Here is a 26,343-nt window from a genome sequence, read left to right as displayed (position 1 = left end):
CGCATTTGCGGGGAGAGGTCGGCGCGCAGCGCCGGGTGAGGGGCATGGCACGCGGCTAGCCATACAGAAGCCCTCTCGGATCTCTCTGAATGATGCCGTGTGGTTCAAGGAATTTCACGGCCCGAGAGACTGGCGCTGTGGCGAATGTCGCGCGCGGCCCCTCACCCGCCGCGAAGACGCGGCGACCTCTCCCCGTAAAGAACGGGGAGAGGTTAGAAAGAGGACTACTCCGCCGCTTCCAGCTTCGGCGGGCGCGGCCAGATCACCGGGACCGGCGGATCATAGGCCTGGATCGGCGGCAGGTTGCCGGTGAACTTCTCGACATTCACCATCGTGAGCTGGCCGGTGCAGCCCTGCGCCAGGCGCGAGGTGCCGGTGTCCCTTGTCAGCACATTCGGATTGCCGTGCACGCAGAGCGGCTTCTCCTCGTTCGGATCCTCGGGATCGTAATAGGCGCCGGTCGGCAGCTGCACCACGCCGGCCATCACGTCCTCGGTGACGACGACGGAGGCGAGGCAGGCGCCGCGCTGATTGAACAGCCTGATGATGTCGCCGTCCTTGATGCCGCGCGCATCCGCATCGATGGGATGCATCCGTGCGACCTCGCGGCCGCGGCGCTTCTCGGCCGAACTATGCCCGCCGAAATCGAGCTGGCTGTGCAGGCGCGACGCCGGCTGATTGGCGACGAGCTGCAAGGGATTGGTCGCATCGACGGTGTCTTCCGGCGTCAGCCACACCGGATGGCCGGGGCAGTCATCGTAACCGAAGCTGGCGATGGTGTCGGACGTGATCTCGATCTTGCCGCTGGTGGTCGGCAGCGGCGTGCCCTCGGGATCGTCGCGGAATGCGCGCAGCGTGCCGCCATCGAGCGGCAATTGCGGCAGCATGACTTCGCCGGCCGCCCAGAAGGCATCGAAATCGGGCGCGTCGAGACCCTTGGCGACCAGGCCGTCGTACGTCGGCTGATAGAGATGCTTCAGCCATTCACGCGGCGTGCGGCCTTCGGTGAAAGCATCGGCGGCGCCGAGGCGTTCCGAGAGGCCGGTGAAGATCGCATAGTCGTCGCGCGCGTCGCCAAACGGCTCGGCCATCTGATGCATCGCCACCATCATCGGATCGGTTTGCGAGCTGCCGATGTCCTCGCGCTCCAGCGACATGGTGCAGGGAAGCACGAAGTCGGCATGGCGTGCCGATGCGGTCCAGGCGAGGTCATGCACCACCAGCGTATCGACCTGCGCGAAGGCCTTGCGCAGGCGGTTGAGGTCCTGATGGTGATGGAATGGATTGCCGCCGGCCCAATAGACCAGCTTGATATCCGGATAGGTCATGTGCGCGCCGTTATATTCGAACGGTGCGCCCGGATTGAGCAGCATGTCGCTGACGCGCGCCACCGGAATGAATTCGCTGACGCCGTTCTTGCCCTGCGGCAGGCCGGCGATCGGCACGGCATTCTGGCGGCGTCCGTAATTGGCGATGGCGCCGAGCGCATAGCCGAAGCCGCCGCCGGGCAGGCCCGATTGTCCGAACATCGCCGACAGCACCGAAGCCATCCAGACCGGCTGTTCGCCATGCTTCGCGCGCTGCAGTGAATGCGCAACAACAAAGAGCGCACGCTTGCCGGGCAGGCGACGCGCGAGCGTGAGGATGGCGTCGGCCTTGAGGCCGATGATCGCAGCGGCCCAGGCGGCGTCCTTCGGCTGCCCGTCGCTGCGGCCCATCAGATAGTCTTCGAAAGTCTCCCAGCCATGGGTGTGGCTGTCGAGGAAGGCGCGGTCATGTGTGCCGTCCATCACCGCGGTGTGCGCGATGCCGAGCATCAGTGCCACGTCGGTGCCGGGACGCGCGGCGACCCAGTCCTGGTTCACTTCATCGGGCAGGTCACTCTTCAGCGGCGAGATCAGCACGAGTTCGCCGCCGCGCTTGCTCAGTGCGATCATGTCGCGGTGTTCGGTGTGCTTGCTGATGCCGCCGCCGGCAACGCGCGAGTTCTTGGTGTTCATGCCGCCGAAGGCAAGAATGATGTCGGTGTGCTCGACGATCTCGTCCCAACCGATATTGCGGCGGGTCATGTCTTCGTAGTTGCCAAGGATGTGCGGAATGAGAACCGTCGACGCGCCCGCCGAGTAGCTGTTGACCGAACGCACATAGCCGCCAAGCGCGACATTCAGAAAACGATGGATCTGACTCTGCGCATGATGGAAACGCCCCGCGCTCGACCAGCCATACGAGCCGCCATAGATCGCCTTGGCGCTGTAAGTATCCTTGACGCGCTTCAGCTCGCCGGCGAGCAGGTCGAGTACCTCGTCCCATTCCATCTCGACGAATGCATCGCGGCCGCGACGATCGTCCGGGCCCGGGCCGTTCTCGAGCCAGCCACGACGCACCATCGGCTTGGCGATGCGCGCCTTGTGGCGGAGCGCTTCAGGAAAATTCTGGATGATCGGATTCGGATCGGGATCGATCGGATGCGGTGTGATGACCAGCTTGCCGTCGACCCATTGTCCGGAAAAGGCACCCCAGTGGGAGCTGTGCGTTTTCTTGGCGTTGTCGTTCGGCTGCTTGGTCATGCCGGCCCTTCCGTTATGATCCCGTCATATCAATGCTTCTGTCCATAAAGCACGGGAACGGCCGAGTCGACGATGACTTCGACAAGGCTGACGCCCGGATGTTGCAGACTGGCCGCGAAAGCGCCCGCAAGTTCCGATGATTTGCTGATGCGCACCGCATGCGCGCCCATGCCTTCGGCCAATTTGACGAAATCCAGACCGGGCAGATCCAGCCCGGGAACATTGCGCACCTGCATCACCTGGCTGAAGGAACGCATCGCGCCGTAACCGGAATTGTTGATAACTACTATGGTTAAAGGCAATTTGCGCTGCGCGGCGGTCCACAGTGCCTGGATCGAATACATGGCGGAGCCGTCGCCGATCAGGCAGACGGTGCGCCGATTGGGATAGCCCAGCGCCATGCCGACAGATGCCGGCAGGGAGTGGCCGAGACCGCCTGACGACATGGTGTAGAAACTGTTGGCGCCGCGCATCGGAAGATACTTCTGCATCGCTGGGCGATGCGAGGGCGCTTCTTCCACCAGCATCGCATCCGATGGCATGGCCCGCGACAGCGTGTGCAGCAGATAATCTATCGGGATCGGGTCAGCACCTGCGGGCGGCGGCGGCAGGATGCGGCCCTTCGCGACATGTCGGTTGGTGTCTGGCAGCAGATCGAGCAGCAGCTTGAGGGCCGGCTTCATGGTCGCGATGATGCTGGTGCCGATCGGCGCCACGGCGGCGGAGTCCGCATCGTCGGTGATATGGAAGATCGTGGTGTCGCCATCGAAGATCGCGGCGTGGCCTTCCACATGGAAAGTGAAGACCGGCGCGCCGATCACGACGACCAGATCGTGTTCGCGCAGCGCGTCGGAGAGCTGTGCCGGCGACGCATGCAGGAACCCCGCGAATTGCGGATGAAGTTCCGGGAAACTGCAACGCGCCGAGAACGGACTGACCCAGACGGCGGCCTTCGTTTTCTCAGCAACGCTGACCATGAGATCGACGGCGTTTGCGCGGTCGATGCCGGGGCCGACGATCAATGCAGGGTTCTTGCTTGTGTTGAGTGCAGCGACAAGTTCCTGCATCGCCTTGGGATCTGGCCCGAGCTCGCGGCTCACATAACGTGCTTCAAGAGGTTGGGCCTGACGCGTCCAATCGTCGATCGGCACCGACACGAAAGTCGGTCCGCAAGGCGGCTGCATCGCCACATAATAGGCGCGCGCGATCGCGGCGGGCACATCCTCGGCACGTGCGGGCTCGACGCTGTATTTCACATAGGGCCGCGGAAATTCCGACGCGCGCTCGGCATAGAGAAACGCCTGCAGCGGCAAAATACTGCGCGCCTGCTGGCCCGCGGTGATGACCATCGGTGTCTGATTGCGATGCGCGGTGTAGATATTGCCCAGCGCATGGCCGACACCGGCGGCGGAATGCAGATTGACGAAAGCGGCATTGCGCGTCGCCTGCGCATAGCCATCGGCCATGCCGATCACGGAAGCTTCCTGCAGGCCGAGCACATAATCGATATCGTCCGGCCAGTCTGACAGAAACGGCAGTTCGGTGGAGCCGGGATTGCCGAAGACTTTGGTGATGCCGAAGCCGCGCAGCAGATTGAGCGTGGCGTCCTTGACGGTCACGGGACTACGGGCGGCGGTTTTGTTGCTGTCGCGGGCCAAGGTCGTTTCCTCACGGGATCGGGCAGTTGTCTGCCGTGTGGTGTTGACTCATCAACAGCAGGAGGGGGCGGGGAGTCAATCGGGGAGGAGGGTGAAACCGCGCCGACCGAGCGGCGCGCGCTGTCGCTCCCTCTCCCCGCTCTTGCGTGGGGAGAGGGGTGGGGTGAGGGGCGGGGCACATAGCCCGCGAAAGGCGGGGGAGATTGCGGATCGAAAAGTCGAGATCCGATAGGTGAGGCCACTGGGTCTCTATAGCGTGCGGCCCCTCACCCGCCGCGAAGACGCGGCGACCTCTCCCCGCAATGCGGGGAGAGGTTAGGTCGGAGTGTCGCTGCGATTACCAGCTCGCGGTCGCCTTCATGGTCGGCGCGCCCTGATGGTTCGCCGTCCAGACGTCGAGCCCGTCCGCCGTCTCATTCGCATTCACCGAAAAATCAGCGCCATCGAACAGCGGCGACACGCCGCGATAGCTGAACTTGGCCGGCGCCTTGCCGCCCTTCAGCTTTGCCGCAAACTCCACCAGCAGGGCCGCCTGCAGCGGGCCGTGAAACACGAGGCCCGGATAGAACTCGACCTTGGTGACATAATCGCGGTCGTAATGGATGCGGTGGCCGTTGAAGGTCAGCGCCGAGTAGCGAAACAGCAGCACGGGATCGGCGTAATGCGTTTCCTGATGCTGGGCCTTTGGCACTTCCTTGGGCGCGGGCGCCGGCGGCGCCATGCTGGTCGGCATGTCCCTGTAGACGATGTCCTGCCGCTCGCGGATGGCGAGGCCGCGCTTGGTGGTGATCAGGTGCTCGACATTGACGAAGCACAGCGCGCCGGTGGAGCCGGTCTTGAGATTGACGTCGAGGATTTTTGACGTGCGCGTGACCTCGTCGCCCACAAGCAATGGCTCGATGAACTGCACTTCGCCGCCCGCCCACATGCGGCGCGGCAGCGGCACCGGCGGCAGGAAGCCGCCGCGCGCGGGGTGACCATCGGGTCCGAGTCTGTCCATCGCCGCCACCGGCTGCGCCAGGCACCACTGCGTGGTGAAGGGCGCGGCGTCGCCGGGCTTCGGCGTGCCGATGTCGAGAAACAATGTCGCGCACAGGCCCTTCACGAGCTGCGCAGTCACGACGTCGGAGGCCTCAATGGTGCGACCGATCCACTGCTTGAGATGATCGATGTCGAGCTTGTCGGTCATGATGACCTCCGTCTGATCTTGAAGTTTACTTCTGCACTTCGCCGATGCCGGGCACCGCGCCATAGCTGCGCGGCGCATCGACCCAGATCGCGGCCGGTGCCGGATAGGACACTTCGCCATTCGGCGTGTTGACGGTGATGCGGCGCAGATGCGGATGGGTGGTGAGGTCCGCCATGGTGTTCACTTCGGCAAAGGCGATATCGGCGTCGGTCAGGCGCTTCAGGAGTTCGTCGCGGCTGAGCGATCCGAAGATGTCGCTGACGGTCTGGTCGGTGAAGGCGCGGTTGCGCACGCGCTCGACGCCGTTGACGAGGCGCGGATCGGCGGCGAGGTCGGCATTCCCCAGCACCTTGGCGCAGAGGATCTTCCACTCACGCTCGCTCTGGATCGAGATCAGGATGTCCTTGCCGTCCTTGGAGCGAAACACGCCATAGGGCGCGATCGAAGGATGGGCGAGACCCATGCGCTTCGGCTCGTTGCCGGCTTCGGCATTGAGCAGCGGCACGGTGAGCCAGTCCGCCATCACATCGAACATCGAGATGCGGATATCGGCGCCTTCGCCAGTCACCGAACGCCCGATCAGCGCTTCAAGGATCGCCGCATGCGCGGCGGCGCCGGTGGCGACATCGACGATGGAGACACCGACGCGCGACGGGCCTTCGGGGCCGCCGGTGATGGAGGCGAGGCCGCTTTCGGCCTGGATCAGCAGGTCATAGGCCTTGCGATGGGCATAGGGGCCGGTATCGCCATAGCCGGTGATGGTGGCGCAGATCAGCCGCGGATAGTCCTTGCGCAGCCGCTCGCGCGTGAAGCCGAGCTTGTCCATCGACCCGGGCTTGAGGTTCTGGATCAGCACGTCGGCAGTGGCGATCAGCTCTTCCATCGCCTTGCGGCCTTCCGGCGTCGCGAGATCGACCACCACGGAATCCTTGCCGCGGTTGAGCCAGACGAAGTAGCTGCTCTGGCCCTTCGCCGCGGCGTCATAGCCACGGGCAAAGTCGCCTTCGGGGCGCTCGATCTTGATGACATGCGCGCCGGCATCCGCGAGCCGCGAACTGCAGAATGGTGCGGCCACCGCCTGTTCAACGGCGATGACGGTCAGTCCCTTGAGCGGCAGCATATGTCTATCTCAATATGAGCGCGGCATGCCGAGCACATGCTCGGCCACGAAGGACAGGATCAGGTTGGTCGAGATCGGCGCCACCTGATACAGACGCGTCTCGCGGAACTTGCGCTCGACGTCGTATTCCTCGGCAAATCCAAAACCGCCATGAGTCTGGATACAGGCATTGGCCGCCTCGAAGGATGCATCGGCCGCGAGCATCTTGGCCATGTTGGCCTCGGCGCCGCATTCCATGCCGGCTTCGTATTTGCGCAGCGCTTCCTTCACCATCAGCTCGGCCGCGCGCATATTCGCATAGGCCTTGGCGATGGGGAACTGGATGCCCTGGTTCTGGCCGATCGGGCGACCGAACACCTGACGCTCCTTGGCATAAGCGCTCGCCTTGGCGATGAACCACTTGGCATCGCCGACGCATTCGCTGGCGATCAGGATGCGCTCGGCATTCATGCCGGAGAGGATGTAGCGGAAGCCCTTGCCTTCTTCGCCAATCAGGTTTTCCGCCGGCACCTTCATGTCGGTGAAGAACACTTCGGTGGTGGCGTGATTCATCATGGTGCGGATCGGGCGGATCTCGAGGCCGTTCTTTTTGGCCTCTTTCATGTCCACCAGAAACACCGACAGACCATCGGTGCGCTTCGCCGCCTGTTCCTTCGGCGTGGTGCGCGCGAGCAGCACCATCAGGTCGGAATATTCGGCGCGGCTGGTCCAGATCTTCTGGCCGTTGACGATGTAGTCGCCGTTATCGTCCTTCTTCGCCACCGTCTTCAGCGACGACGTGTCCGTGCCCGAGGTCGGCTCGGTGACGCCGAAGGCCTGCAGGCGAACTTCGCCACTGGCGATCTTCGGCAGCCACTTGGCCTTCTGCTCGTCATTGCCATGACGCAGCACCGTGCCCATCGTATACATCTGCGCGTGGCAGCCGCCGCCGTTGCAACCGGCGCGCTGGATCTCTTCGAGGATTGCCGCTGCAGCCGACAGCTTGAGGCCGGAGCCGCCATATTCCTCGGGGATCAGAACCGACAGGTATCCGGCTTCCGTCAATGCATCGACGAAAGCCTTCGGATAGGCCATCTCGCGATCGAGCTTGCGCCAGTATTCACCGGGGAACTGTGCGCACAGTTTTGCAACGGCATCGCGGATATCGTGGAATTCGTCCTGTTCCGCGGGATGGTGTTTCGTCAAGGAATTGAGCTTCTCTTCTTGAGGGGAAAATTATGAATCCTGACCGGCATTACGAAATCCTGCGGTCTTACGTGATCCGAACCGGCAGGGTCTCATAGCCTTTAACGAAGCTCGAATACACGCGCTTGGGTTCCCCCACAACTTCGATGTTCTCGAACCGTTTCAGTATCTCCTCCCAAACGATCCTCAATTGCAACTCCGCCAGGCGCATGCCCACGCAGCGGTGTATGCCAAAACCGAATGACAGGTGAATCTTCGGTCGCGCGCGGTCGATGATGAACTCGTTCGGCCGCTCGATCACCTCCTCGTCGCGGTTGCCCGAGACGTACCACATCACCACCCGGTCGCCCTTCTTGATGGTCTTGCCGCCGAGTTCAGTATCCTGCATGGCGGTACGGCGCATATGCGCCAGCGGCGTCTGCCAGCGGATCACTTCGGGGACCATGGTCTCGATAAGCGACGGATTGTCGCGCAACTTCTGATACTGGTCGGGGTTCTCGTTCAGCGCCAGCACCGAGCCGGTCATGGTGTTGCGGGTGGTATCGTTGCCGCCGACGATGAGCAGGATGATATTGCCCATCAGTGTGTCGGGATCCATGAAGCGCGTCGCGTCGCTATGCGCCATCATGGAAATGAGGTCATTCCGCGGGTCGGAATTCACGCGCTCGTTCCAGAGCTTCTGGAAATAGGCGGCGCATTCGTCCATCTCGCGGCGGCGCTCTTCCTCCGACGACACGATTCCACTTTTTGGCAGCGCGGTGGACACGTCCGACCAGCGCGTCAGCTTGCGGCGCTCTTCCCACGGGAAATCGAACAAGGTCGCCAGCATCTGCGTGGTGAGTTCGACCGAGACGCGTTCGACCCAGTCGAAGGTCTCGCCGCGTGGCAATCCGTCGAGCACCTTGCACACGCGCCCACGGATCAGCACCGCCATCTCGTCGAGATGCGTTGGCGTGAACATCGGCGTCACGGTCTTGCGCTGTGCGCTGTGCTTCGGTTCATCCATGGCGATGAAGCTCGGCCAGTCATAGCCTTCCGGCACGTCGCGGATCGCGATGCCGCCATGCTTCACGTCGGACGAGAAGATGCCGTGATTGGTGTCGACATGCATGATGTCGTGATACTTGGTCACCGACCAATAGGGCTCGATCGGTGCATTGGTGCAGTAATGCACCGGCTCTTCCTTGCGCAGCCTTTCGAAGAACGGCCACAGCGTATCGGTTGCGAACAGTTTCGGCGCGCCGGGATGGAAGTCCTTCAGCGGCGTCGAATAGGCGATCTCGCGCGCGACGCGCTGGATCTCGGCTTTGTCAGGATTGATCCTGGCTTGGATATTCATGGCGTCTGCTCTCCAAAAAATCGATCCTGAGCCGTTGCGCTCGCTGGTTCAGCCAGCGATCCGCACAGGCAGTGTTTCATAGCCCTTCACGAAGCTCGAAAAGACGCGGCGCGGCTCGCCGACGACTTCGATCCTGTCGAAGCGCTTCATGATCTCTTCCCACACAATCTTCAATTGAAGTTCGGCAAGTCTGAGGCCGACGCAGCGGTGGATGCCGAAGCCGAATGACAGATGGCGGTTCGGGCGTACGCGGTCGATGATGAATTCGTTGGGGTTTTCGATGACCTCGTCATCGCGATTACCCGAGACGTACCACATTACGACCTTGTCACCCTTCTTGATCTGCTTGCCGCCGAGCTCGGCATCCTGCACCGCCGTGCGCCGCATATGTGCGAGCGGCGTCTGCCAGCGGATGATCTCCGGCACCATGCTCTCGATCAGCGCGGGATTGGCGCGCAGCTTGTCATATTCGCCGGGGAATTGATTGAGCGCATAGACGCCGCCGGACATCGAATTGCGCGTTGTGTCGTTGCCGCCGACGATCAGCAGAATGATGTTGCCGAGAAAACTCTCCGGATCGAGATGCCGCGTGGCCTCGCTGTGCGCCATCATCGATATCAGGTCGCTCTTCGGCGGCGCATTGAGTCGCTCCTGAAACAGTCGCCCGAAATACTCGCCGCATTCGCGCAGTTCTCTCTGCCGCTCCAGCTCGGCCTCGGGCGTGGGTGGCAACATGGTGGCGACATCCGACCAGTGAGTGAGCTTGCGGCGCTCCTCCCACGGGAAGTCGAACAGGGTCGCCAGCATCTGTGTGGTCAATTCGATCGAGACGCGATCGACCCAGTCGAAGGTCTCGTTGCGGGGCAGGGAGTCCAGCACCTCGGCAGTACGACTGCGGATCAGGCTGGAGAGTTCATCCATGTGGTGAGGTGCGAACATCGGCGCCACTGTCTTGCGCTGGGCGCTGTGATGCGGCGGATCTGTGGCAATGAACATCGGCCGGCGGAACTGCACACCGGCATCGCGGATGGTGATGCCGCCGAATGCTGCCGCGGAGGAGTAGGTGGCGTGATTGGTCTCGACCTGCATGATGTCGTTGTACTTGGTCACCGACCAATACGGTCCGAACATGCTGTCCTTGCAGTAGTGGACGGGATCCTCGCGGCGCAGCCGTTCGAAATAGGGCCAGAACGTATCGGTGCGGAATAGTTCGGGATTGCCGGGATCGAATTCATCGAGCGGCATCCCGTAAGCTTGGGCGCGAGCGGCGGCTTGGGCGGATTTGCTGCTGTCGGAATCCTGGACGCGATCGAGCATCAGTTCTCTCCCCTGGCATGCCTTCCGTGGTTGGTCCCGGAGGGCTTATTTGGATGAATTACAACCCGTTGCGGGGCCAAGAGCAAGGACCACTTTATGCCTCTTCTCAGCCCGTTCGGCCCGTGACATGGTGATTTCAATCAACAAAACCGGTGCGCTTGCGCGCCGTTCTGACCGGAGGCGACCCTGTGATTGCGAACGCTCAACGGATGTTCAATTTTGATCTCGGCGAGACTGCGGACGCGATTCGCGAGACCGTGCGTGACTTCTCCCAGAACGAGATCGCGCCGCGCGCCGAAGCCATCGACAAGACCAACCAGTTCCCGCTCGATCTCTGGCCCAAGATCGGCGCGCTCGGCCTGCACGGTATCACGGTGGAGGAAGAGTTCGGCGGCGCCGGGCTCGGCTATCTCGAACACGTCATCGCGGTAGAAGAGATTTCGCGCGCCTCGGCGTCGGTGGGCCTGTCCTATGGCGCGCATTCGAACCTCTGCGTCAATCAGTTGCGTCGCAATGGCAACGAGGCGCAGAAGCGCAAATATCTGCCGAAGCTGATCTCGGGCGAACATGTGGGATCCCTCGCGATGTCCGAGCCTGGTTCGGGCTCGGACGTGGTGTCGATGAAGACCCGCGCCGACAAGAAGGGCGACCGCTACGTTCTCAACGGCAACAAGATGTGGATCACCAATGGCCCGGTGGCGCAGACGCTGGTGGTCTATGCCAAGACCGATCCGGCTGCCGGCCCGCGCGGTATCACCGCCTTCATCATCGAAAAGGGCATGAAGGGTTTTTCGACGGCGCAGAAGCTCGACAAGCTGGGCATGCGCGGCTCGGATACCTGCGAACTCGTCTTCGAAGATTGCGAGGTGCCCGAGGAGAACGTGCTCGCCGAGGTCGGTCGCGGCGTCAATGTCCTGATGTCCGGCCTCGATTACGAGCGCGCGGTGCTCGCGGCGGGGCCGCTCGGCATCATGCAGGCCTGTCTCGACGTCGCGCAGCCTTATGTCCACGAGCGCAAGCAATTCGGCGAACCTATCGGCAACTTCCAGCTCGTGCAGGGCAAGATCGCCGACATGTATGTCGCGCTGAGTTCGGCGCGCGCTTATGTCTATGCAGTCGCGAAAGCCTGCGACCGCGGCGAAACCACCCGCGAGGATGCCGCCGGCGCCATCCTCTACGCATCGGAACGCGCCACGCAATGCGCGCTCGACGCGATCCAGCTGCTCGGCGGCAATGGCTATATCAACGACTATCCCACCGGCCGCCTGCTGCGTGACGCCAAACTCTACGAGATCGGCGCCGGCACCAGCGAGATCAGGCGGATGCTGATCGGGCGGGAGCTGTTTGCGAAGAACGGGTGAGGTTTTCACGCCGTCATTTCGGGACGTGCGCCTTGGCTCGTCATTCCGGGGCGCGCGTCGCCGGCCAAGCCGGCATAGCGCGAACCTCAGCCACTCCAATTGGAGTGGCGGGGAATCCCGACGTGTTTGGCACGATCAGAAACTCCCATGCTGGGATTCCGGGTTCGCGTCCGGCAAGTGCCGGCCGCGCCTCGGAATGACAGCGTGGGGCGCCCCAAACATTTTTTCCTATCTCCCGTTGACAGCATCCCTATCTTGATTATATTCCCCTTTGTCCTGCCCCACCGAGAGGGGCGATCGCGATCGTCACGTTCGCGGGGCAGGATGCGGTGGACGCCGGAGATGCGGCGTTACGCGGTTCATGGGTGACGTCTGTCTTCGGGCAGGACGGATCTGCGCCAGCACTGCCACTGGCAAGGAGACGGCCGACCTTGGGATGGAAAGACTCCCTGGACAGTGTGACGGACGACCAAGTCAAAACGCGTTCGGCCTATTCGCTTGAGGCTCCCTTCCCATCGCCTTGGGACTTTAATTCGCGATCGGAGCGTTCGTCGAGGCAAAGTGCAAGCAACCGAAAAAACACCGCAGGCGGAACGTCGGGCACTTGCTCGGCGCCTCCGAAAGTCCTGATGCACTCTCAATTGCGGAAGACCGCATCGCATCAGGCCCAAGGGTGCAACGGGCACCCGGCGTTCCGCACGCCCTCCCACAAGGGGGCGGGAATGCAAGCGACGACGGCGCCCCCGCGCCGCAAACAATGGGGGCGATGACGCATGCCTGAAGAACAGTGGCTGTTTGACAAATTGAATCAAGAGCAACGCAGAAGCGCGGCTGTGTGTCCGCCACTTCAGAGACATTCAAAAGCCATCGCCACTTGATCCACCTCAATCCTGTCACGGCAAAATGCGCAGATGATTGGCTCATCGCGTCGATCGACGCACCATCGCAAGCAGGAGCAGGATCATGCCGAAAATGAAGGCTGCGATATTTGTCGAACCGGGGCGTATCGTTCTGGATGACAAGCCGATCCCTGACGTCGGCCCGCTCGATGCGCTGATGCGCATCACGACCACTACGATCTGCGGCACCGATGTGCATATCCTCAAGGGTGAATATCCGGTCGCGAAAGGGCTGACCATCGGACACGAGCCGGTTGGTATCATTGAGAAGCTCGGCAGCGCCGTCACCGGCTATCGCGAGGGCCAGCGCGTCATTGCCGGCGCCATCACGCCGAGCGGCCACAGTTACGCATGTCTCTGTGGCTGCTCATCGCAGGATGGCGCTGGAACCAAGCACGGTTTCAAGGCGACCGGCGGCTGGCGGTTCGGCAATACGATCGATGGCGCACAGGCCGAGTACGTGCTGGTACCCGATGCCATGGTCAATCTCAGTCCAGTGCCCGACGCGTTGACGGATGAGCAGGTGCTGATGTGTCCGGACATCATGTCGACGGGATTTGCCGGCGCCGAACGCGGCGGCATCAGGATCGGCGACACGGTGGTGGTGTTCGCTCTGGGCCGATCGGACTCTGCGCCCTCGCGGGCGCGAAGCTGATGGGCGCGACCACGATCATCGGTGTCGATACGGTACCCGCGCGCATCGAGGTCGCCAAACGGCTCGGCGCCGATATCGTCGTCGACTTCAAGAAGGGTGATCCGGTCAAGCAGATCATGGACCTCACCGACGGCCGCGGCGTCGATGTGGCTATCGAAGCGCTCGGTACGCAAGGCACCTTCGAATCGGCACTGCGCGCGCTGCGGCCGGGCGGCACCCTGAGCAGCCTTGGCGTCTATTCGACGGATCTGCAGATTCCCCTGAGCGCTTTTTCGGCGGGCCTCGGCGATAACACGATTGTCACCAGCCTGTGCCCCGGTGGCAAGGAGCGGATGCGACGGCTGATGAACGTCGTCGCCTCCGGCCGCGTCGACCTGACGTCGCTGGTCACGCATCACTACAAACTGGACGATATCGAAAAGCCTACGATCTGTTCTCGCACCAGCGCGATGGCGTGTTGAAGGTCGCAATCACGCCGTGAGGCGGGCGGCGGCCAGCGCGAAGGGCGCTGGCTGCCTTTGACGCGCTCACATGGCCAGGAAGCTGCGATTCCAGGTCGGGCTGATCAGCACCTCATTGATACAGACATGCGGCGGCATGCTGGCGATGAAGGCGATGGTCTTGCCGAGATCGTCGGGCTGCAGCATCCGCGCCATCACCTCGTCACTCGGCGGCACCGGACGGTTCTTCATGATGTCAGTGGCGACTTCGCCGGGCGAGAGACAGCAGGCGCGCAAGCCGTTGACGCATTCGTCCATGTTGAAGGAATGCGTCAGCGCCAGCACGGCATGTTTGGTGGCCGTATAGGCCGGCCCCGTCATCTTCGACACGATGCGCCCGGCCCATGAGGCGACATTGATGATGCAGCCGTCCTTCTGCGCCCGCATCGCCGGCAGCACCGCGCGCATGCAATACATCACGCCATTGAGATTGATGTCGACGATCTGGTCCCAGCCGTCCTGCGTGACGTCTTCCCAGCTCCGCTTCGGCAGGTTGACGCCGGCGCTATTGACCAGAAGATCGATACGCCCATGTCTGGCGAGGATGGCCTGTGCCACCTTGCCGACGTCGTCGGCATTGCTGACATCCAGCGCCATTGTTTCAACCGGCTTGCCGCCGGCGCCGAGTTCATCGGCGACGCCCTTCAGCACATCGGCCCGGCGGCCGGAAATAACCACCGTCCAGCCGTCGGCCAGCAGCGCCGCTGCGCCCGCTTTGCCGATTCCGGTGCCGCCGCCGGTCACCCATGCGATCCTGGTCTTGCTGCTCACGATTTTCTCCCCGATCGTTTCTTGCTTCTCGATGTCCATCGTCTTGCTTCACGATGGCCAAAGTGTTCAACAATAATCGCGCCGGCGCCAGTGCCGCCAACTCATGAGCCTCATGCCGATCATGCCGACCGACACCAAGCCGCCCATCGATCAGAACCGCCTCTGGGACGACCATATGGCGCTGGCCGCCATCACCGATCCCGACAAGCCATGGACGCGGCGATCGTTCTCGCAGCGCTTCCTCGACGGCCGTGCGTGGCTGCATGAGCAATATATCGCAGCCGGCATGACGGTGCGCATGGATGCCGCCGCCAACGTGATCGCACGGCTGGAAGGTAGTGTCGCAGGCCTGCCGCCGATCATGCTCGGCTCGCATTCCGATACGGTGCCATCCGGCGGCCGCTTCGACGGCATCTCCGGCATCCTCACGGCACTGGAGGCGGTGCGCGCGCTGCAGGCGTCCGGCTACAAATCGCGACATCCGATCGAGATCGTGGATTTCCTCGCCGAGGAGCCCAGCGAATACGGCCTGTCATGCGTCGGCAGCCGCGCCATGGTCGGCGAGCTCGATGCCAGGATGCTGACTTACACCAATGCAGCGGGTGAGTCGCTGGCCGATGCCATCAAGCGCGTCGGCGGTGATCCCGCCGCCATCGCCGCGATGCAGAAGCCGGAATTCGTTGGCTATCTCGAATTGCACATCGAGCAGGGCGTGGTGCTGGAAAGCAAGAAGCTCGATCTCGGTCTCGTCACCGGGATCGCCGGCATCACCCGCGTCGAGATCGTGCTGAAGGGCGCCGCCGATCACGCCGGCTCGACGCTGATGGAATATCGTAGGGATGCAAGCTTGCCCGCCGCCGAACTCGTGCTGCTCGTCGCTCAGCAGGCCAAGGCGTTTGCGGCGCGCAAGCAGGGCCACTTCGTCGCCACCACGGGGATCCTCGAGATCAGCCCGAACGCTGCGAATGTCGTCCCCGGCGGTGCGCGCATGATCCTCGATATTCGCGCAGAGAAGGCCGCGCTGGTCGATGAATTCGTGGCACTGCTCGACCGCGAGAGCCTCGCCATCGCCAAACGCGCCAAGGTCGAACGTGAACGTTTCGCGTTGATTTCGCAAAATCCTCCCGTGCCTTGCGACGATCACCTGCTCGATGTTCTCGGGCATAGCGCTGCCAAGCTCGGCTATTCCACGACGCGGCTGGCGTCGGGGGCCGGTCACGACGCGGCTTTCATGTCGCATATCGGCCGCAGCGCGATGCTCTTCATTCCGTCAAAGGACGGCAAGAGCCATTGCCCGGAGGAATGGTCGGAGCCCGAGCAATTGGCCGTCGGGGCGGCAACACTGTTCGAGGCGGTGCGGCTACTCGACGGACAGAACGACTAGCTGGCGGTGCGTTCGGCCAGCACGCCGTGTTGAACAGAAGCCAGATAATCGCCGACCTGCTCGATGCCCATGGGCTTGGCGAAGAAGTAGCCCTGCATGAAACGGCAGTGCTCCTTGCGCAGGAAGTCGACCTGTTCGCCGCTCTCGACGCCCTCGACGATGCAGTCGTGACCGAGGCCGTTGCACAGTCCGAGCATGGTGCGCAGGATCAGGCGCGCGGCAGAATCCGTCTCGATCTTGCTGATGAAGCTGCGATCGATCTTGACCTTGTCCAGCGGCAATTCGCGAATGCAGCTCAGGCTCGAATAGCCGGTGCCAAAATCATCCAGCGAGATGCGGGCCCCCAGAGCCTTCAGGGCATTCAGCGCTTCGGTCGCCTGTGCGAGATTGCCCATCACGGCCGTCTCGGTAATCTCGAAGTCGATGCGGCTGGCCTTCACCTTGCTTTGCTGGACAACAGCAATGATCTTGAGGATCGACAGGGGAGAGGCGACGTCCACCGCAGAGAGGTTGAACGAAATCCGGACATGCTCCGGCCATGTCGCTGCACCTTCAAGGGCCTTGCGCAGCAGCAACGGTGTCAACTGGCCGATCATGCCTGAGCGCTCGGCGGCGACAATGAAGCTCATCGGTGGAACATTGCCCAGCTCCGGGCTCTTCCAGCGCGCCAGGGCTTCGAAGCTCGCGGGCTGTTGTGTTTCTGCGTCGATGATCGGCTGGTAGGCGATCCACAATTCCCGTTCGAGGTCGGCACTGGCCAGGGCCCGACTCACAGAGGAGGCCTCGCGGATATCGGCTTCGTGTTCTGCAGAAAACCGAACGGCCTTGCCACGCTTGTGCTGCTTGGCAAAGAACAGCGCGTAATCGGCGCGCTCGAACAAATCCTGCGCGGTCCTGGCTGTGTCCGGAAATTCCGCATATCCGATCGAGCAGCTGATGCTAACTGTAATGTTATCAATCTCGAACGGGATGTCGAACAGGTTCTCGATGCTCTCTTCCGCCTCAACAATCGCGTCCGGGTCGAGCAATTGGTCGCTGAACATGACGAATTCGTCGCCGCCCAGTCTGCCCAGAAACACGTGAGGGGCGAGATGTGCACGCAGTCTGTCTGCGACTTCGACCAGCAAGCGATCACCCGTGTGGTGCCCATGGATGTCGTTGATCGGCTTGAAGCCGTCAAGATCCAGGATACCGAGCAGCAGGCCGCCGCTACTGTGCTCAGTGTTGACAATGCCGCGCTCGAGCTCGGCAAAGAAGTTCCGGCGATTGGGGAGACCGGTGAGGCTGTCGATATTCGAATTCCGGAAATTCTTGTCGCTCAGCACCTGCAGTTCAGCCTGCTTGATACGCAGCGCCTTCTCCGAATTCACCCGCTTCTCGAAGTCGGAGTAATTGCCGAGCAGCATGAAGAGAACGGCCCCGATAACCACGACGAAGTTGAAGGCGATGGAGACGAAGACGACATTGTCGCTGGAGCCGAAAAAGAACGCGAAAGGCACGACAACCAGCGCCATTACGATCAGCGCTGCCGCGCGCAGATGCATGAGGCAGAAACCGCAGCCGATCGATGTGACGGCCATAAAGAACGCAACGTGGCTTTTGCTATAGGCGTCGCCATAGGGAAACAGGCTGAGGCTCCAGGCAGTGAACGCGACGCCGAGAATGCCTGCAAAGATGATCGAGCCGGTGAGCTTCTCGACGGCCTGATTGAGTGACAGCGTGGTGTTCCGCGCTCTCAGCCAGCTCAGTATCCGGATCACACAGATTGCATCGAATGCAGCAGGGAGATAGACGGTAAGCAGATGTGGCGCAGTACCATAAAAGGTGATCGCAAGTGCCGTCGTGTTGACGACCACCAGCGCATACATCATCGGCACCTGACGGGTGAAGGCAGCGAGTTTCGCTTCCACCAGTTCGGGGTTTTCGCGCGGCACGCGGAAGATCGTTCCGATTTGTGATGCCGCCATTTCGAAGTAGTTCAGCATCGTACCGTCCTGGACTCTGCACTGGTAAGTTAGATACCTATCGCAACTTCTTTAAGATTGGCCTGCCTCGGTTGTCTAAAGTTCGAGCGAGTAACCAATTGTTCTGATTGGTGTATTTTCTTCTGTTTGCGATGGTGCAGGTGCGAAAAGGTCGGGGGTGGTATTAAGAAACCGACCTTGCGTCAGCGACATCGCAGCGGCATGAGGTTGAAGAAGGTCCATTCGCCGTGGGTGAGAGGAAGAACATGACAACAGCGAGCAGGGTGTTCGAATGATCTATGTGAGCTCGCTCGGAGGCCTTGCTGCTGTGGCAAACTCACTGCCGTCCTTCGATCTGCTGACCCTTCTGTCGCCCGCCGCGAGCGAGCGCGACTGGAGCGGGTTGGCGCGTGAGCGTCATGTGGAACTGACTTTTCACGATATCGTCGAGGTGACGCCGGACCTGATCGCGCCAGATGCCGACGTCATGGGTGCCATTCTTCAATTCGGCCGCGGCAGCATCGCTGATCGCCCGATGCTCATTCACTGCTGGGCAGGTATCAGCCGTTCCAGCGCTGCGGCTTACGCCATCGCCTGCGATCGCAATCCCGGCTACGAGGGGGCGATTGCAGATGAACTCCGCAAACGCTCTCCTTACGTGACACCAAACAAATTGATGGTGCAGTTGGCCGACGAACAGCTTGGCCGCGACGGCCGCATGGTCGAAGCCATCGCACGCATCGGCCGCGGTGCGGACGCTTTTGAAGGTGAGCCTTATCGATTGCCGTTGAACTGGCCTATTTGATCAGGGCCGCGACACCAAGCAGAAAGCCGATCTCGAATAGTTGCTCCACAGCACCGAGCACGTCGCCGGTGTAACCACCGATCAGACGACGCGACCAGAGTGCGAGCAGTGCGGCGAGCGCTGCGCCGAGCAGAAGACCCGCAAAAAGCGATACGACCGAGATGAGCATCAGCGGGATCGCCGCAAGCACGACCACAACAAGTGCAAACAACGATTCCTCAAATCGCACGGGCGCCTCGGCGTAAGTGACCTTCATCGCGCTGGTATCGCCGCTATAGGGCAGGCGGTTCATCACGAAGGCCGGCATGGCGCGTGCTGCGGCGTGGACGGCGATCAGCGCTGCCGCACCTGCCCACAGTGGTAATATGGCGAGGGCCGCGATACGCAGCGCCGTGCCCAGGCAAAGTGCGAGCGCCCCGTAGGTGCCGATGCGGCTGTCCTTCATGATCGCAAGGCGCTTCTCGACGGTCCAGCCCCCGCCGAAGCTGTCAGCTGTGTCGGCGAGGCCGTCTTCATGCAGCGCGCTGGTCAGAGCGATGCTTGTCGTGATCGCCAGCAGGGCGGAAATCAGCGGTGACCAGAATTCGCCGGCAACGAGAAACACGATTGCGGATGCAGCGCCGATGCCGGCGCCGACCACCGGAAAATACTTCATTGCACGCGCAAGCCAGTCAGGCCCTTGCGCGTCGATAGTTGCCGGTACCGGCAGCACCGTCAGGAAACGGATCGCATTTAAGAGATGCGGATCCGGCCTCATCTAGATCTTTCCGGCCAGCACGTCGTCGAGGCTGGCGACGTCGGTCAGCATGCGCGCCGCAGCACGGACCAACGGCACCGCAAGCAGCGCGCCGGTGCCTTCACCGAGCCGCAAGCCGAGATCGAGTAGCGGCTTGGCATCGAGCGCGTTCAGCACGATGTCATGGCCGCGTTCGGCCGAGCGGTGTGCGAAGACGCAGTAGTCGCGTGCAGCCGGGCACAGGCGAACGGCGAGCAGTGCCGCGGCGCTGGAGATGAAGCCGTCGATGATCACCGGCCGTCGTTGCGAAGCTGCGCCGAGGATCGCTCCGGCCATGCCTGCGATTTCCAGTCCGCCGAATTCGGCAAGCACATCCAGCGGCGCAGTTGCGTCGCTGCGTGCTGCCGCCTTCGTGATCGCCGCGCGCTTGCGCGCCATGCCGGCATCATCCTGCCCGGCGCCAACGCCGATACAATCATCCAGGGGGGCCGGCGCGAGTCGATGAACCACCAGTGCCGATGAGGCCGTGTTGCCAATTCCCATCTCGCCGAGCGCGATGATGTCTGCGCCGGCCTTGATCTCACCGACGGCGATTCTGAAGCCGCGCGTCAGCGCATCGGCCGCGTGCTCTGCCGTCATCGCTGGCTCGCGCGCGGCATTCGCCGTACCCATGCGAACCTTTGCATCGACCAGCTTCGGGTGCACCGGCAGCTCGGCGGCGACGCCGATGTCGATCACGCGCACACCGATGTCATTGGCCGCGGCGAAAGCATTGGCCGTGGCGCGGCCGGCCAGATAGGTCATCACCATCGCGACCGTGACCGCCGACGGATATTGCGACACGCCTTCGGCTACGAGTCCGTGATCCCCCGCGAAGACCAGCAGCACGGCATTGTCGCCGCGGGGCTCGCCCGGATGCCGGATCATGCCGAGCTGCAGCGCCAGGTCCTCGATTCTCCCCAGCGATCCCGGCGGTTTGGCCTTGCCGTCGATGACGGCGCGGATGCCTGCCGCGATCTGCGGGTCAACAGGCGCAATGGCGGGCGGCTGCCACAAGGACTGGGAATAAGCGGGCATAGGGTTCCTTTTCGCGGCCTAACTGACGCAAGACGACCTACAAGGTCAACAGGTCCGGGCGACAGTCCGTCGGCGCGGTTGACCCCGGCGCACCCGGCAGATAGCGTCTTTTGCGATGGTCCTTCCGCGTGGAAGGTGAATAGGGAAGCCGGTTTGAGGCCGGCGCTGCCCCCGCAACTGTAAGCGACGAGCCCGCGCCGGTGCCACTGGGAATTCTTCAGAATTCTTGGGAAGGCGGCAACAGGCTATGACTCGCAAGCCAGGAGACCTGCCATCACGAACTGTGCTTTGGAGGCGTCGTCGGGGCGGGGTGCACCGGACGGGAGCGAACCGACGGCCATGCTGTCGGCGCGATCCAACAAAGCTCGTAGGCCCGTGAGGGCATGAACTGAGCATGTGATGGATCACGACAGCGCCGATATCTCTGGCGAACAAATTTCGGTCGAACCGCCGCGCCCTGTGCCGGCTGGTCCCGTTGTCGTGAGCGTGTGCATCAGCTGCAAGGCCGCCGAAACCGGCACGATCATCGGGCCGGACATGTTCGACGCGGTGAAGGCCGCGCTCGGCGAGGGCGATGCCGCCGTGATGGTGCGTCCGGTGCAGTGTCTCAGCGTCTGCAAGCGGCCAGCAACCGTCGCGGTGACGAGCCCTGACGGCTACACGTTCCTGTTCGGCGATCTGCAGACCGATAGCGGCAGCGCGGCGCTGGTGTCTTTCGTGGAGTCCTATCAGAAGGCCGACTACGGCCTGGTGCCATGGCGCGAGCGCGCCGAGGTGCTGCGCAAGGGCATGGTCGCGCGCGTGCCGCCGATGCGGTGGTCGCCTGAAGATGGGCGTGCGCCGAAATGACCGCGACCTCTACCACGTTGGTGCTGGGTGGTGCGCGCTCGGGCAAGTCGTCCTTCGCCGAAAAGCTGGTCGATGGCATCGGCCTGACGAAAATCTATCTGGCCACTGCGACGGCCGGTGACGACGAGATGCATGCCCGCATCGCGCAGCATCGCAGGCAGCGCGGCGAAGGCTGGATCACCGTGGAAGAGCCGCTGGCGCTGGTCGATGCGCTGACGCGCGAGGCGACGGTCGGCCGCGTCGTGCTGGTGGATTGCCTGACGCTATGGCTGTCGAATCTGATGTTTGCCGAGCGCGATCCGGAGATCGAGGCGAAGCGCCTCGTGCGTTTTCTCGATGTCTCGCGCTATCCAATCGTGTTCGTGTCCAACGAAGTCGGCCTCGGCCTCGTACCGGAGACACCGCTCGGCCGCGCATTTCGCGATGCGCAGGGCCGGCTCAACCAGATCATCGCGGCCGCCGTGCCGAATGTTGCTTTCATTGCAGCCGGGCTTCCGCTCTGGCTCAAGCGTTCCCAGGAGAATTGAATGTCCCGCGTTCCCGTCACCGTCCTCACCGGATTTCTCGGCGCCGGCAAGACCACGCTGCTACGCTCGCTGCTGACCCAGGCTGATGGCCGCCGCATCGCCGTGATCGTCAATGAGTTCGGCGATGCCGGTTTCGATGGCGGTCTGGTCGAGGAATGCGCGGCAAAGGCCTGTGCGCCCGGCGATATCGTCGAGCTTACCAATGGCTGCATCTGCTGCACCGTCGCCGACGACTTCGTGCCGACCATGGATAAGCTGCTGTCGCGCGAGCGTCCACTCGATGCCATCGTCATCGAGACCTCCGGCCTCGCGCTGCCGCAGCCGCTGTTGAAGGCCTTTGCCTGGCCGGCGGTGAAGACTCGCGCCACTGTCGATGGCGTCGTCACTGTCGTCGACGCACTGGCGCTCTCTGAAGGCCGTGTCACGCTGGACGAAGACGCTGTTGCCGAACAGCGCGCCAGGGACGAAGGCATCGAACACGACGACCCCATCGAGGAAGTGTTCGAGGACCAGCTCGCTTGCGCTGATCTGGTGGTTTTGTCGAAGAGCGATCTCGTCGCTCCGGAAAAACTCGCCGAGATCGAAGCCAAGCTGAAAGCCGTGTTGCGCCCCGGTGTCAGCATCGTGCGCTCGAAGGGCGATCTCGCGCCATCGGTGCTGATCGGCCTCAATGCCGCCGCCGAGGACGACATGGCCGCTCGTGTCGGCCATCACGGCGAGGAAGAAGAACACGACCATGACGATTTCGACAGCATCGTCGTCAAACCCACCGCTGCTGCGAGCATCGATGCGATGCGAGCGCGCATCAGCGACGCGCTTGGCCTCGACGGCGTCCTCCGTGTGAAGGGCCATGCCCGCATCGCCGATAAATCTGCGCCGATCGTCGTGCAGGCCGTCGGTGCCCGCGTTGAACTCGCCTTCGCCCGGCCGGACGTGATGCAGGCCGAGCATCTGGTGGTCATCGGCCTCAAGGGATTCGACGGCGACGCCGTGCGAAAGGCACTCGCCGGGTAACGCAGGTTCACCCGCATGCATCTGAAGCTCGATACCTCCGGCAACATTGACGACGGCGACGTCGCCCGCGATCTCGGGCAGGACACCGCCGATATCGTCGTGCTGTCGGCGGCTGACAGCGATCTGGCGGCGTTCAATGCGGCGCATGCGACACTGCCGAGCGATTTCCCCAGCGTGCGCTTCACCAACATGCTGGCGCTCGGTCATCCCGCGTCGGTCGATCTCTATGTCGAGCGCACGCTGGCTGAGGCGAAGATCGTGGTGCTGCGCATGCTCGGCGGCATCAGCTATTGGCCCCATGGTGTGGAGAGTCTGCGCAGCGACGCGCTGAGCCGCGGTAGCAAGTTCGCCTGCCTGCCCGGCGAGATGGACTGGAATGCCGAGCTGGCTGCACGTGGCACTGTCAGCAGCGATGACACCCACGCACTCTGGCGCTATTGCAGCGAGGGCGGTGTCGATAACGCGCAACTCGCGCTGCGCTATGCCGCGCATCTGATAGGCCACGGCGAGCAACCTCCCGCCGCGCGGCCGATGCCGTCGGCCGGGTTCTGGCCGAGTGAACCGACACCAGATGATCGGCCCAATGCCATCGTGATCTTCTATCGTGCGCTGGTCGCAGGTGGGGACACCGCCGCGATCGATGCGGTGCGTCTGTCTTTGAGCGCGCGCGGTCTCAACGCCGTTTGCCTCTATGTCACCAGCCTGAAAGATGAGCGCTCCGCCGCATTCCTGCGCGCCGCGCTTGCGGCCTATCCGCCCGAGATCATCATCAACGCCACGGCCTTCGCCACAGCGACCGCGCATGACGATGCCGGCGTGCTGTCGGCCTCCGGCTGTCCGATTCTGCAGGTCGCGCAGGCCGGCATCTCGCGCGCCAGCTGGGAAGCCTCTACTCGCGGCCTGACGCCGCGCGATCTGGCGATGCATGTGGTGTTGCCGGAAGTCGATGGCCGCATCTTCGCCAATGCCATCGCCTTCAAGGAACGTGGCGCCAGCGACGGCGGCTTTGCGCCGACAACATTGCAGCCAGTGCAGGATCGGATTGATGCGACCGCTGATCTGGCGCGCGCCTGGGTGCGCTTGCGCCGCGCTGCGGCGCGCCAACGACGCGTCGCGCTGATCCTGGCCAATTATCCCAATCGCGATGGACGCCTTGCCAATGGCGTCGGCCTCGATACGCCGCAGAGCCTGATCGATGTGATCGCCGCGATGCGCGAAGCCGGCTACGGCACTGGTGACGCGCCTGACACGACGGCCGCCATGATGCAGCTATTGCAACAGGGGCCAACGAATGCGCTTGCCGGTCGCGCGGAGCGAAGCGGTGGCGTGACGTGGCCGCTGGCTGACTATCACGCGGCCTTTGCGACGCTGCCGACCAATGTGCGGCTGGCTATTGAGTCACGCTGGGGCAAAGCTGAGAACGATCCGCATGTGGTCGACGGTGCATTCCGTCTCGGCCTGCATCGTTTCGGCAATATCACTGTCGGTGTGCAGCCGGCACGCGGTTACAATATCGATCCCAAGAGCACCTATCACGATCCCGATCTGGTACCGCCGCATCACTATCTCGCCTTTTATCTCTGGCTGCGTCGCGGCTTTGATACCCATGCGGTGGTGCATCTCGGCAAGCACGGCAATCTCGAATGGCTGCCGGGGAAAAGCGCCGGTCTGTCAGCCGATTGTCTGCCCGATGCCGTACTCGGTCCGCTGCCGCATCTCTATCCGTTCATCGTCAACGATCCCGGCGAGGGTATTCAGGCCAAGCGCCGCACCTCCGCCGTGATCATCGATCACCTGACACCACCGATGACGCGGGCCGAATTGCACGACGATCTGGCGCGGCTGGAGAACCTGGTCGACGAATATGCCATGGCGACCGATCTCGATCCCAAGCGCGCTGCCGTGATCGCCGAAGACATCCTGTCGCTCGCCCGCGCGCAGCAGATCGATGCCGACGTCAATGTCGCTCGCGACATGCCGACGGGCGAGGCGCTGCGCGCGCTCGACGCACACCTCTGCGATCTCAAGGAGATGCAGATCCGCGACGGATTGCACATCTTTGGCCGCGTGCCCGAGGACGCGCAGCGCAATGATCTCCTTGTATCCATCGCGCGCCTGCCGCGCTCGGACATCAAGCCGCAGGATGCGTCACTGCATCGCGCATTGGCTGCCGATCTCGGTCTTGGCACGTTCGACCCGCTCACCCGTGATATGGCCGATGACTATCTCGGCCCGCGCCCCGGCGTTCTTGCCGATGTCAGCGATGCAGTGTGGCGCACTACAGGTGACACCGTCGAACGAATCGAAGGGCTCGCGCTGCAACTTGTCTCCGGCGAGCTGCTCTGCGATCCCACCTGGACGCGCGCCACCGATGTGCTCGGCTGGATCACTACGACACTGCGACCCGCCATCGATGCCTGCGGTGGCGCGGAGACGGCCGCATTTCTCGGAGGACTCGACGGTCAATTCGTGCGGCCTGGCCCGTCTGGCGCGCCGACGCGCGGGCGTCCTGATGTGCTGCCGACCGGACGTAACTTCTTCGCCGTCGACGTCCGCGCGGTGCCGACGCCATCAGCCTGGCGCATCGGACAGCTGGCGGCCGAACGGCTGGTCGAGAGTTATTGGCAGGAAGCCGGCGAGTGGCCGCGGGCGATCGCGCTGTCGGCCTGGGGCACCGCGAATATGCGCACCGGCGGTGACGATGTCGCGCAGGCATTGGCGCTGATTGGTGCACGGCCGTTGTGGGAGGAAACCTCCGGCCGTGTCACCGGCTTTGCCATTACGCCGCTGTCTGAGCTGAAGCGCCCACGCGTGGATGTGACCTTCCGTGTCTCCGGCCTGTTCCGCGATGCGTTCCCGACCCAGATGGACATCATCGGCTCCGCCGTGAGTGCCGTGGCCGAACTTGACGAACCCGACGACGCCAATCCTATTGCCGCCAATGTCCGCGCGCGTGCCCGCACGCTCGAAGCCGGTGGCATGACCTGCGAGATTGCACGGCGACAGGCGACGCGCCGTGTGTTCGGCTCCAAGCCCGGTGCTTACGGTGCAGGCTTGCAGGCGCTGATGGACGAGGGCGGCTGGAGCAATCGCGCTGATATCTCCGACGTCTATCTCGATTGGGGTGGTTACGCCTACGGCAGCGGAACTGACGGCGAGGACGCGCGAGGCGAATTCGCCGAACGGCTGAGGGGCGTCGATCTCGTCGCGCAGGCGCAGGACAATCGCGAGCACGACATTCTGGATTCCGACGACTATTACCAGTTCATCGGCGGCCTCGCGGCGACGGTGCAGACGCTGCGTGGCTCGGCGCCGCGCATCGCCCATATCGATACGTCGCGCCCCGAAGCGCCGATTGCCCGGCCGCTGGCGCATGAGATCTCGCGGGTGGTGCGCGGCCGCGGCTCCAATCCGAAATGGATCGCT

Annotated in this window: 18 protein-coding genes, 1 pseudogene and 1 riboswitch; of the genes and pseudogenes, 8 read left to right on the top strand and 11 right to left on the bottom strand. The window is 63.0% G+C overall.

The window, feature by feature from the left end:
• Positions 1–224: 224 nt before the first annotated feature.
• From AB8B02_RS00095 to AB8B02_RS00065, 7 genes are all read right to left on the bottom strand, one after another.
• A complete protein-coding gene (locus AB8B02_RS00095; protein WP_439062767.1) occupies positions 225–2,567 on the bottom strand; it encodes a molybdopterin guanine dinucleotide-containing S/N-oxide reductase in 2,343 nt (780 codons plus the stop codon).
• A gap of 29 nt (positions 2,568–2,596) precedes the next feature.
• The gene (mdlC, locus tag AB8B02_RS00090; protein ID WP_439062766.1) at positions 2,597–4,225 is read right to left on the bottom strand and encodes a benzoylformate decarboxylase; all 1,629 of its coding nucleotides are present in this window, start codon (positions 4,223–4,225) and stop codon (positions 2,597–2,599) included.
• Between the two features lie 337 nt (positions 4,226–4,562).
• Positions 4,563–5,414 (bottom strand): FAS1-like dehydratase domain-containing protein, encoded by an 852-nt coding sequence (locus tag AB8B02_RS00085; RefSeq protein ID WP_439062765.1) that lies wholly within the window; start codon positions 5,412–5,414, stop codon positions 4,563–4,565.
• Between the two features lie 25 nt (positions 5,415–5,439).
• Positions 5,440–6,534 (bottom strand): CaiB/BaiF CoA transferase family protein, encoded by a 1,095-nt coding sequence (locus AB8B02_RS00080; protein ID WP_439062764.1) that lies wholly within the window; start codon positions 6,532–6,534, stop codon positions 5,440–5,442.
• 9 nt (positions 6,535–6,543) lie between these two features.
• Entirely contained in the window at positions 6,544–7,719 is a 1,176-nt protein-coding gene (locus tag AB8B02_RS00075) for an acyl-CoA dehydrogenase family protein (protein WP_089265293.1), read from the bottom strand.
• Positions 7,720–7,786: 67 nt separating this feature from the next.
• A complete protein-coding gene (locus AB8B02_RS00070) occupies positions 7,787–9,058 on the bottom strand; it encodes a cytochrome P450 (RefSeq protein ID WP_175368407.1) in 1,272 nt (423 codons plus the stop codon).
• 48 nt (positions 9,059–9,106) lie between these two features.
• Positions 9,107–10,375, bottom strand: coding sequence for a cytochrome P450 (locus AB8B02_RS00065; RefSeq protein WP_439062763.1), 1,269 nt, complete (start codon positions 10,373–10,375; stop codon positions 9,107–9,109).
• A gap of 188 nt (positions 10,376–10,563) precedes the next feature.
• Between AB8B02_RS00065 and AB8B02_RS00060 the strand changes: the two genes are divergently transcribed.
• Positions 10,564–11,736 carry an isovaleryl-CoA dehydrogenase gene (locus AB8B02_RS00060; RefSeq protein WP_089265707.1) on the top strand — a complete coding sequence of 391 codons (1,173 nt, stop codon included), beginning with the start codon at positions 10,564–10,566 and terminating at the stop codon, positions 11,734–11,736.
• A gap of 963 nt (positions 11,737–12,699) precedes the next feature.
• Positions 12,700–13,771, top strand: a pseudogene (locus AB8B02_RS00055) (NAD(P)-dependent alcohol dehydrogenase).
• A 46-nt stretch (positions 13,772–13,817) separates the two neighbouring features.
• Here AB8B02_RS00055 and AB8B02_RS00050 read toward each other — a convergent pair.
• Positions 13,818–14,600, bottom strand: coding sequence for an SDR family oxidoreductase (locus AB8B02_RS00050; protein ID WP_439062762.1), 783 nt, complete (start codon positions 14,598–14,600; stop codon positions 13,818–13,820).
• 64 nt (positions 14,601–14,664) lie between these two features.
• On the opposite strand from AB8B02_RS00050, the gene AB8B02_RS00045 reads away from it, so the two are divergent.
• Complete coding sequence (locus tag AB8B02_RS00045; RefSeq protein WP_439062761.1) at positions 14,665–15,945, top strand: Zn-dependent hydrolase; 1,281 nt, start codon at positions 14,665–14,667, stop codon at positions 15,943–15,945.
• Here the strand turns inward: AB8B02_RS00045 and AB8B02_RS00040 are convergent.
• A complete protein-coding gene (locus AB8B02_RS00040) occupies positions 15,942–17,930 on the bottom strand; it encodes a putative bifunctional diguanylate cyclase/phosphodiesterase (RefSeq protein ID WP_439059428.1) in 1,989 nt (662 codons plus the stop codon). The two genes, AB8B02_RS00045 and AB8B02_RS00040, sit on opposite strands and share 4 nt — an antisense overlap.
• A 271-nt stretch (positions 17,931–18,201) precedes the next feature.
• On the opposite strand from AB8B02_RS00040, the gene AB8B02_RS00035 reads away from it, so the two are divergent.
• Positions 18,202–18,714, top strand: coding sequence for a tyrosine phosphatase family protein (locus tag AB8B02_RS00035; protein ID WP_439062760.1), 513 nt, complete (start codon positions 18,202–18,204; stop codon positions 18,712–18,714).
• On the opposite strand, the gene cobS is transcribed toward AB8B02_RS00035, so the two are convergent.
• A complete protein-coding gene (gene cobS, locus AB8B02_RS00030; protein ID WP_439062759.1) occupies positions 18,707–19,471 on the bottom strand; it encodes an adenosylcobinamide-GDP ribazoletransferase in 765 nt (254 codons plus the stop codon). The genes AB8B02_RS00035 and cobS overlap by 8 nt on opposite strands.
• Entirely contained in the window at positions 19,472–20,527 is a 1,056-nt protein-coding gene (gene cobT, locus AB8B02_RS00025; protein ID WP_439062758.1) for a nicotinate-nucleotide--dimethylbenzimidazole phosphoribosyltransferase, read from the bottom strand.
• A 99-nt stretch (positions 20,528–20,626) separates the two neighbouring features.
• A riboswitch (cobalamin riboswitch) is annotated at positions 20,627–20,817 on the top strand.
• Between the two features lie 109 nt (positions 20,818–20,926).
• Between cobT and AB8B02_RS00020 the strand changes: the two genes are divergently transcribed.
• The 4 genes from AB8B02_RS00020 to cobN all read left to right on the top strand — a co-directional run.
• The gene (locus tag AB8B02_RS00020; RefSeq protein WP_439059424.1) at positions 20,927–21,376 is read left to right on the top strand and encodes a DUF1636 family protein; all 450 of its coding nucleotides are present in this window, start codon (positions 20,927–20,929) and stop codon (positions 21,374–21,376) included.
• Positions 21,373–21,903: a bifunctional adenosylcobinamide kinase/adenosylcobinamide-phosphate guanylyltransferase gene (gene cobU, locus AB8B02_RS00015; protein WP_439062757.1), complete on the top strand. Its 531-nt coding sequence runs from the start codon at positions 21,373–21,375 to the stop codon at positions 21,901–21,903. The genes AB8B02_RS00020 and cobU overlap by 4 nt, the downstream gene beginning before the upstream one ends.
• Positions 21,904–22,917: a cobalamin biosynthesis protein CobW gene (gene cobW / locus AB8B02_RS00010; protein WP_439062756.1), complete on the top strand. Its 1,014-nt coding sequence runs from the start codon at positions 21,904–21,906 to the stop codon at positions 22,915–22,917.
• Positions 22,918–22,932: 15 nt separating this feature from the next.
• The coding region (gene cobN / locus AB8B02_RS00005) for a cobaltochelatase subunit CobN (RefSeq protein WP_439062755.1) at positions 22,933–26,343 on the top strand (3,411 nt) is incomplete at its 3' end.

It is taken from the genome of Tardiphaga sp. 862_B3_N4_1, assembly GCF_051811085.1.
Lineage (GTDB): Bacteria > Pseudomonadota > Alphaproteobacteria > Rhizobiales > Xanthobacteraceae > Tardiphaga > Tardiphaga robiniae.
This window is presented reverse-complemented; position numbering and strand designations above follow the sequence as displayed.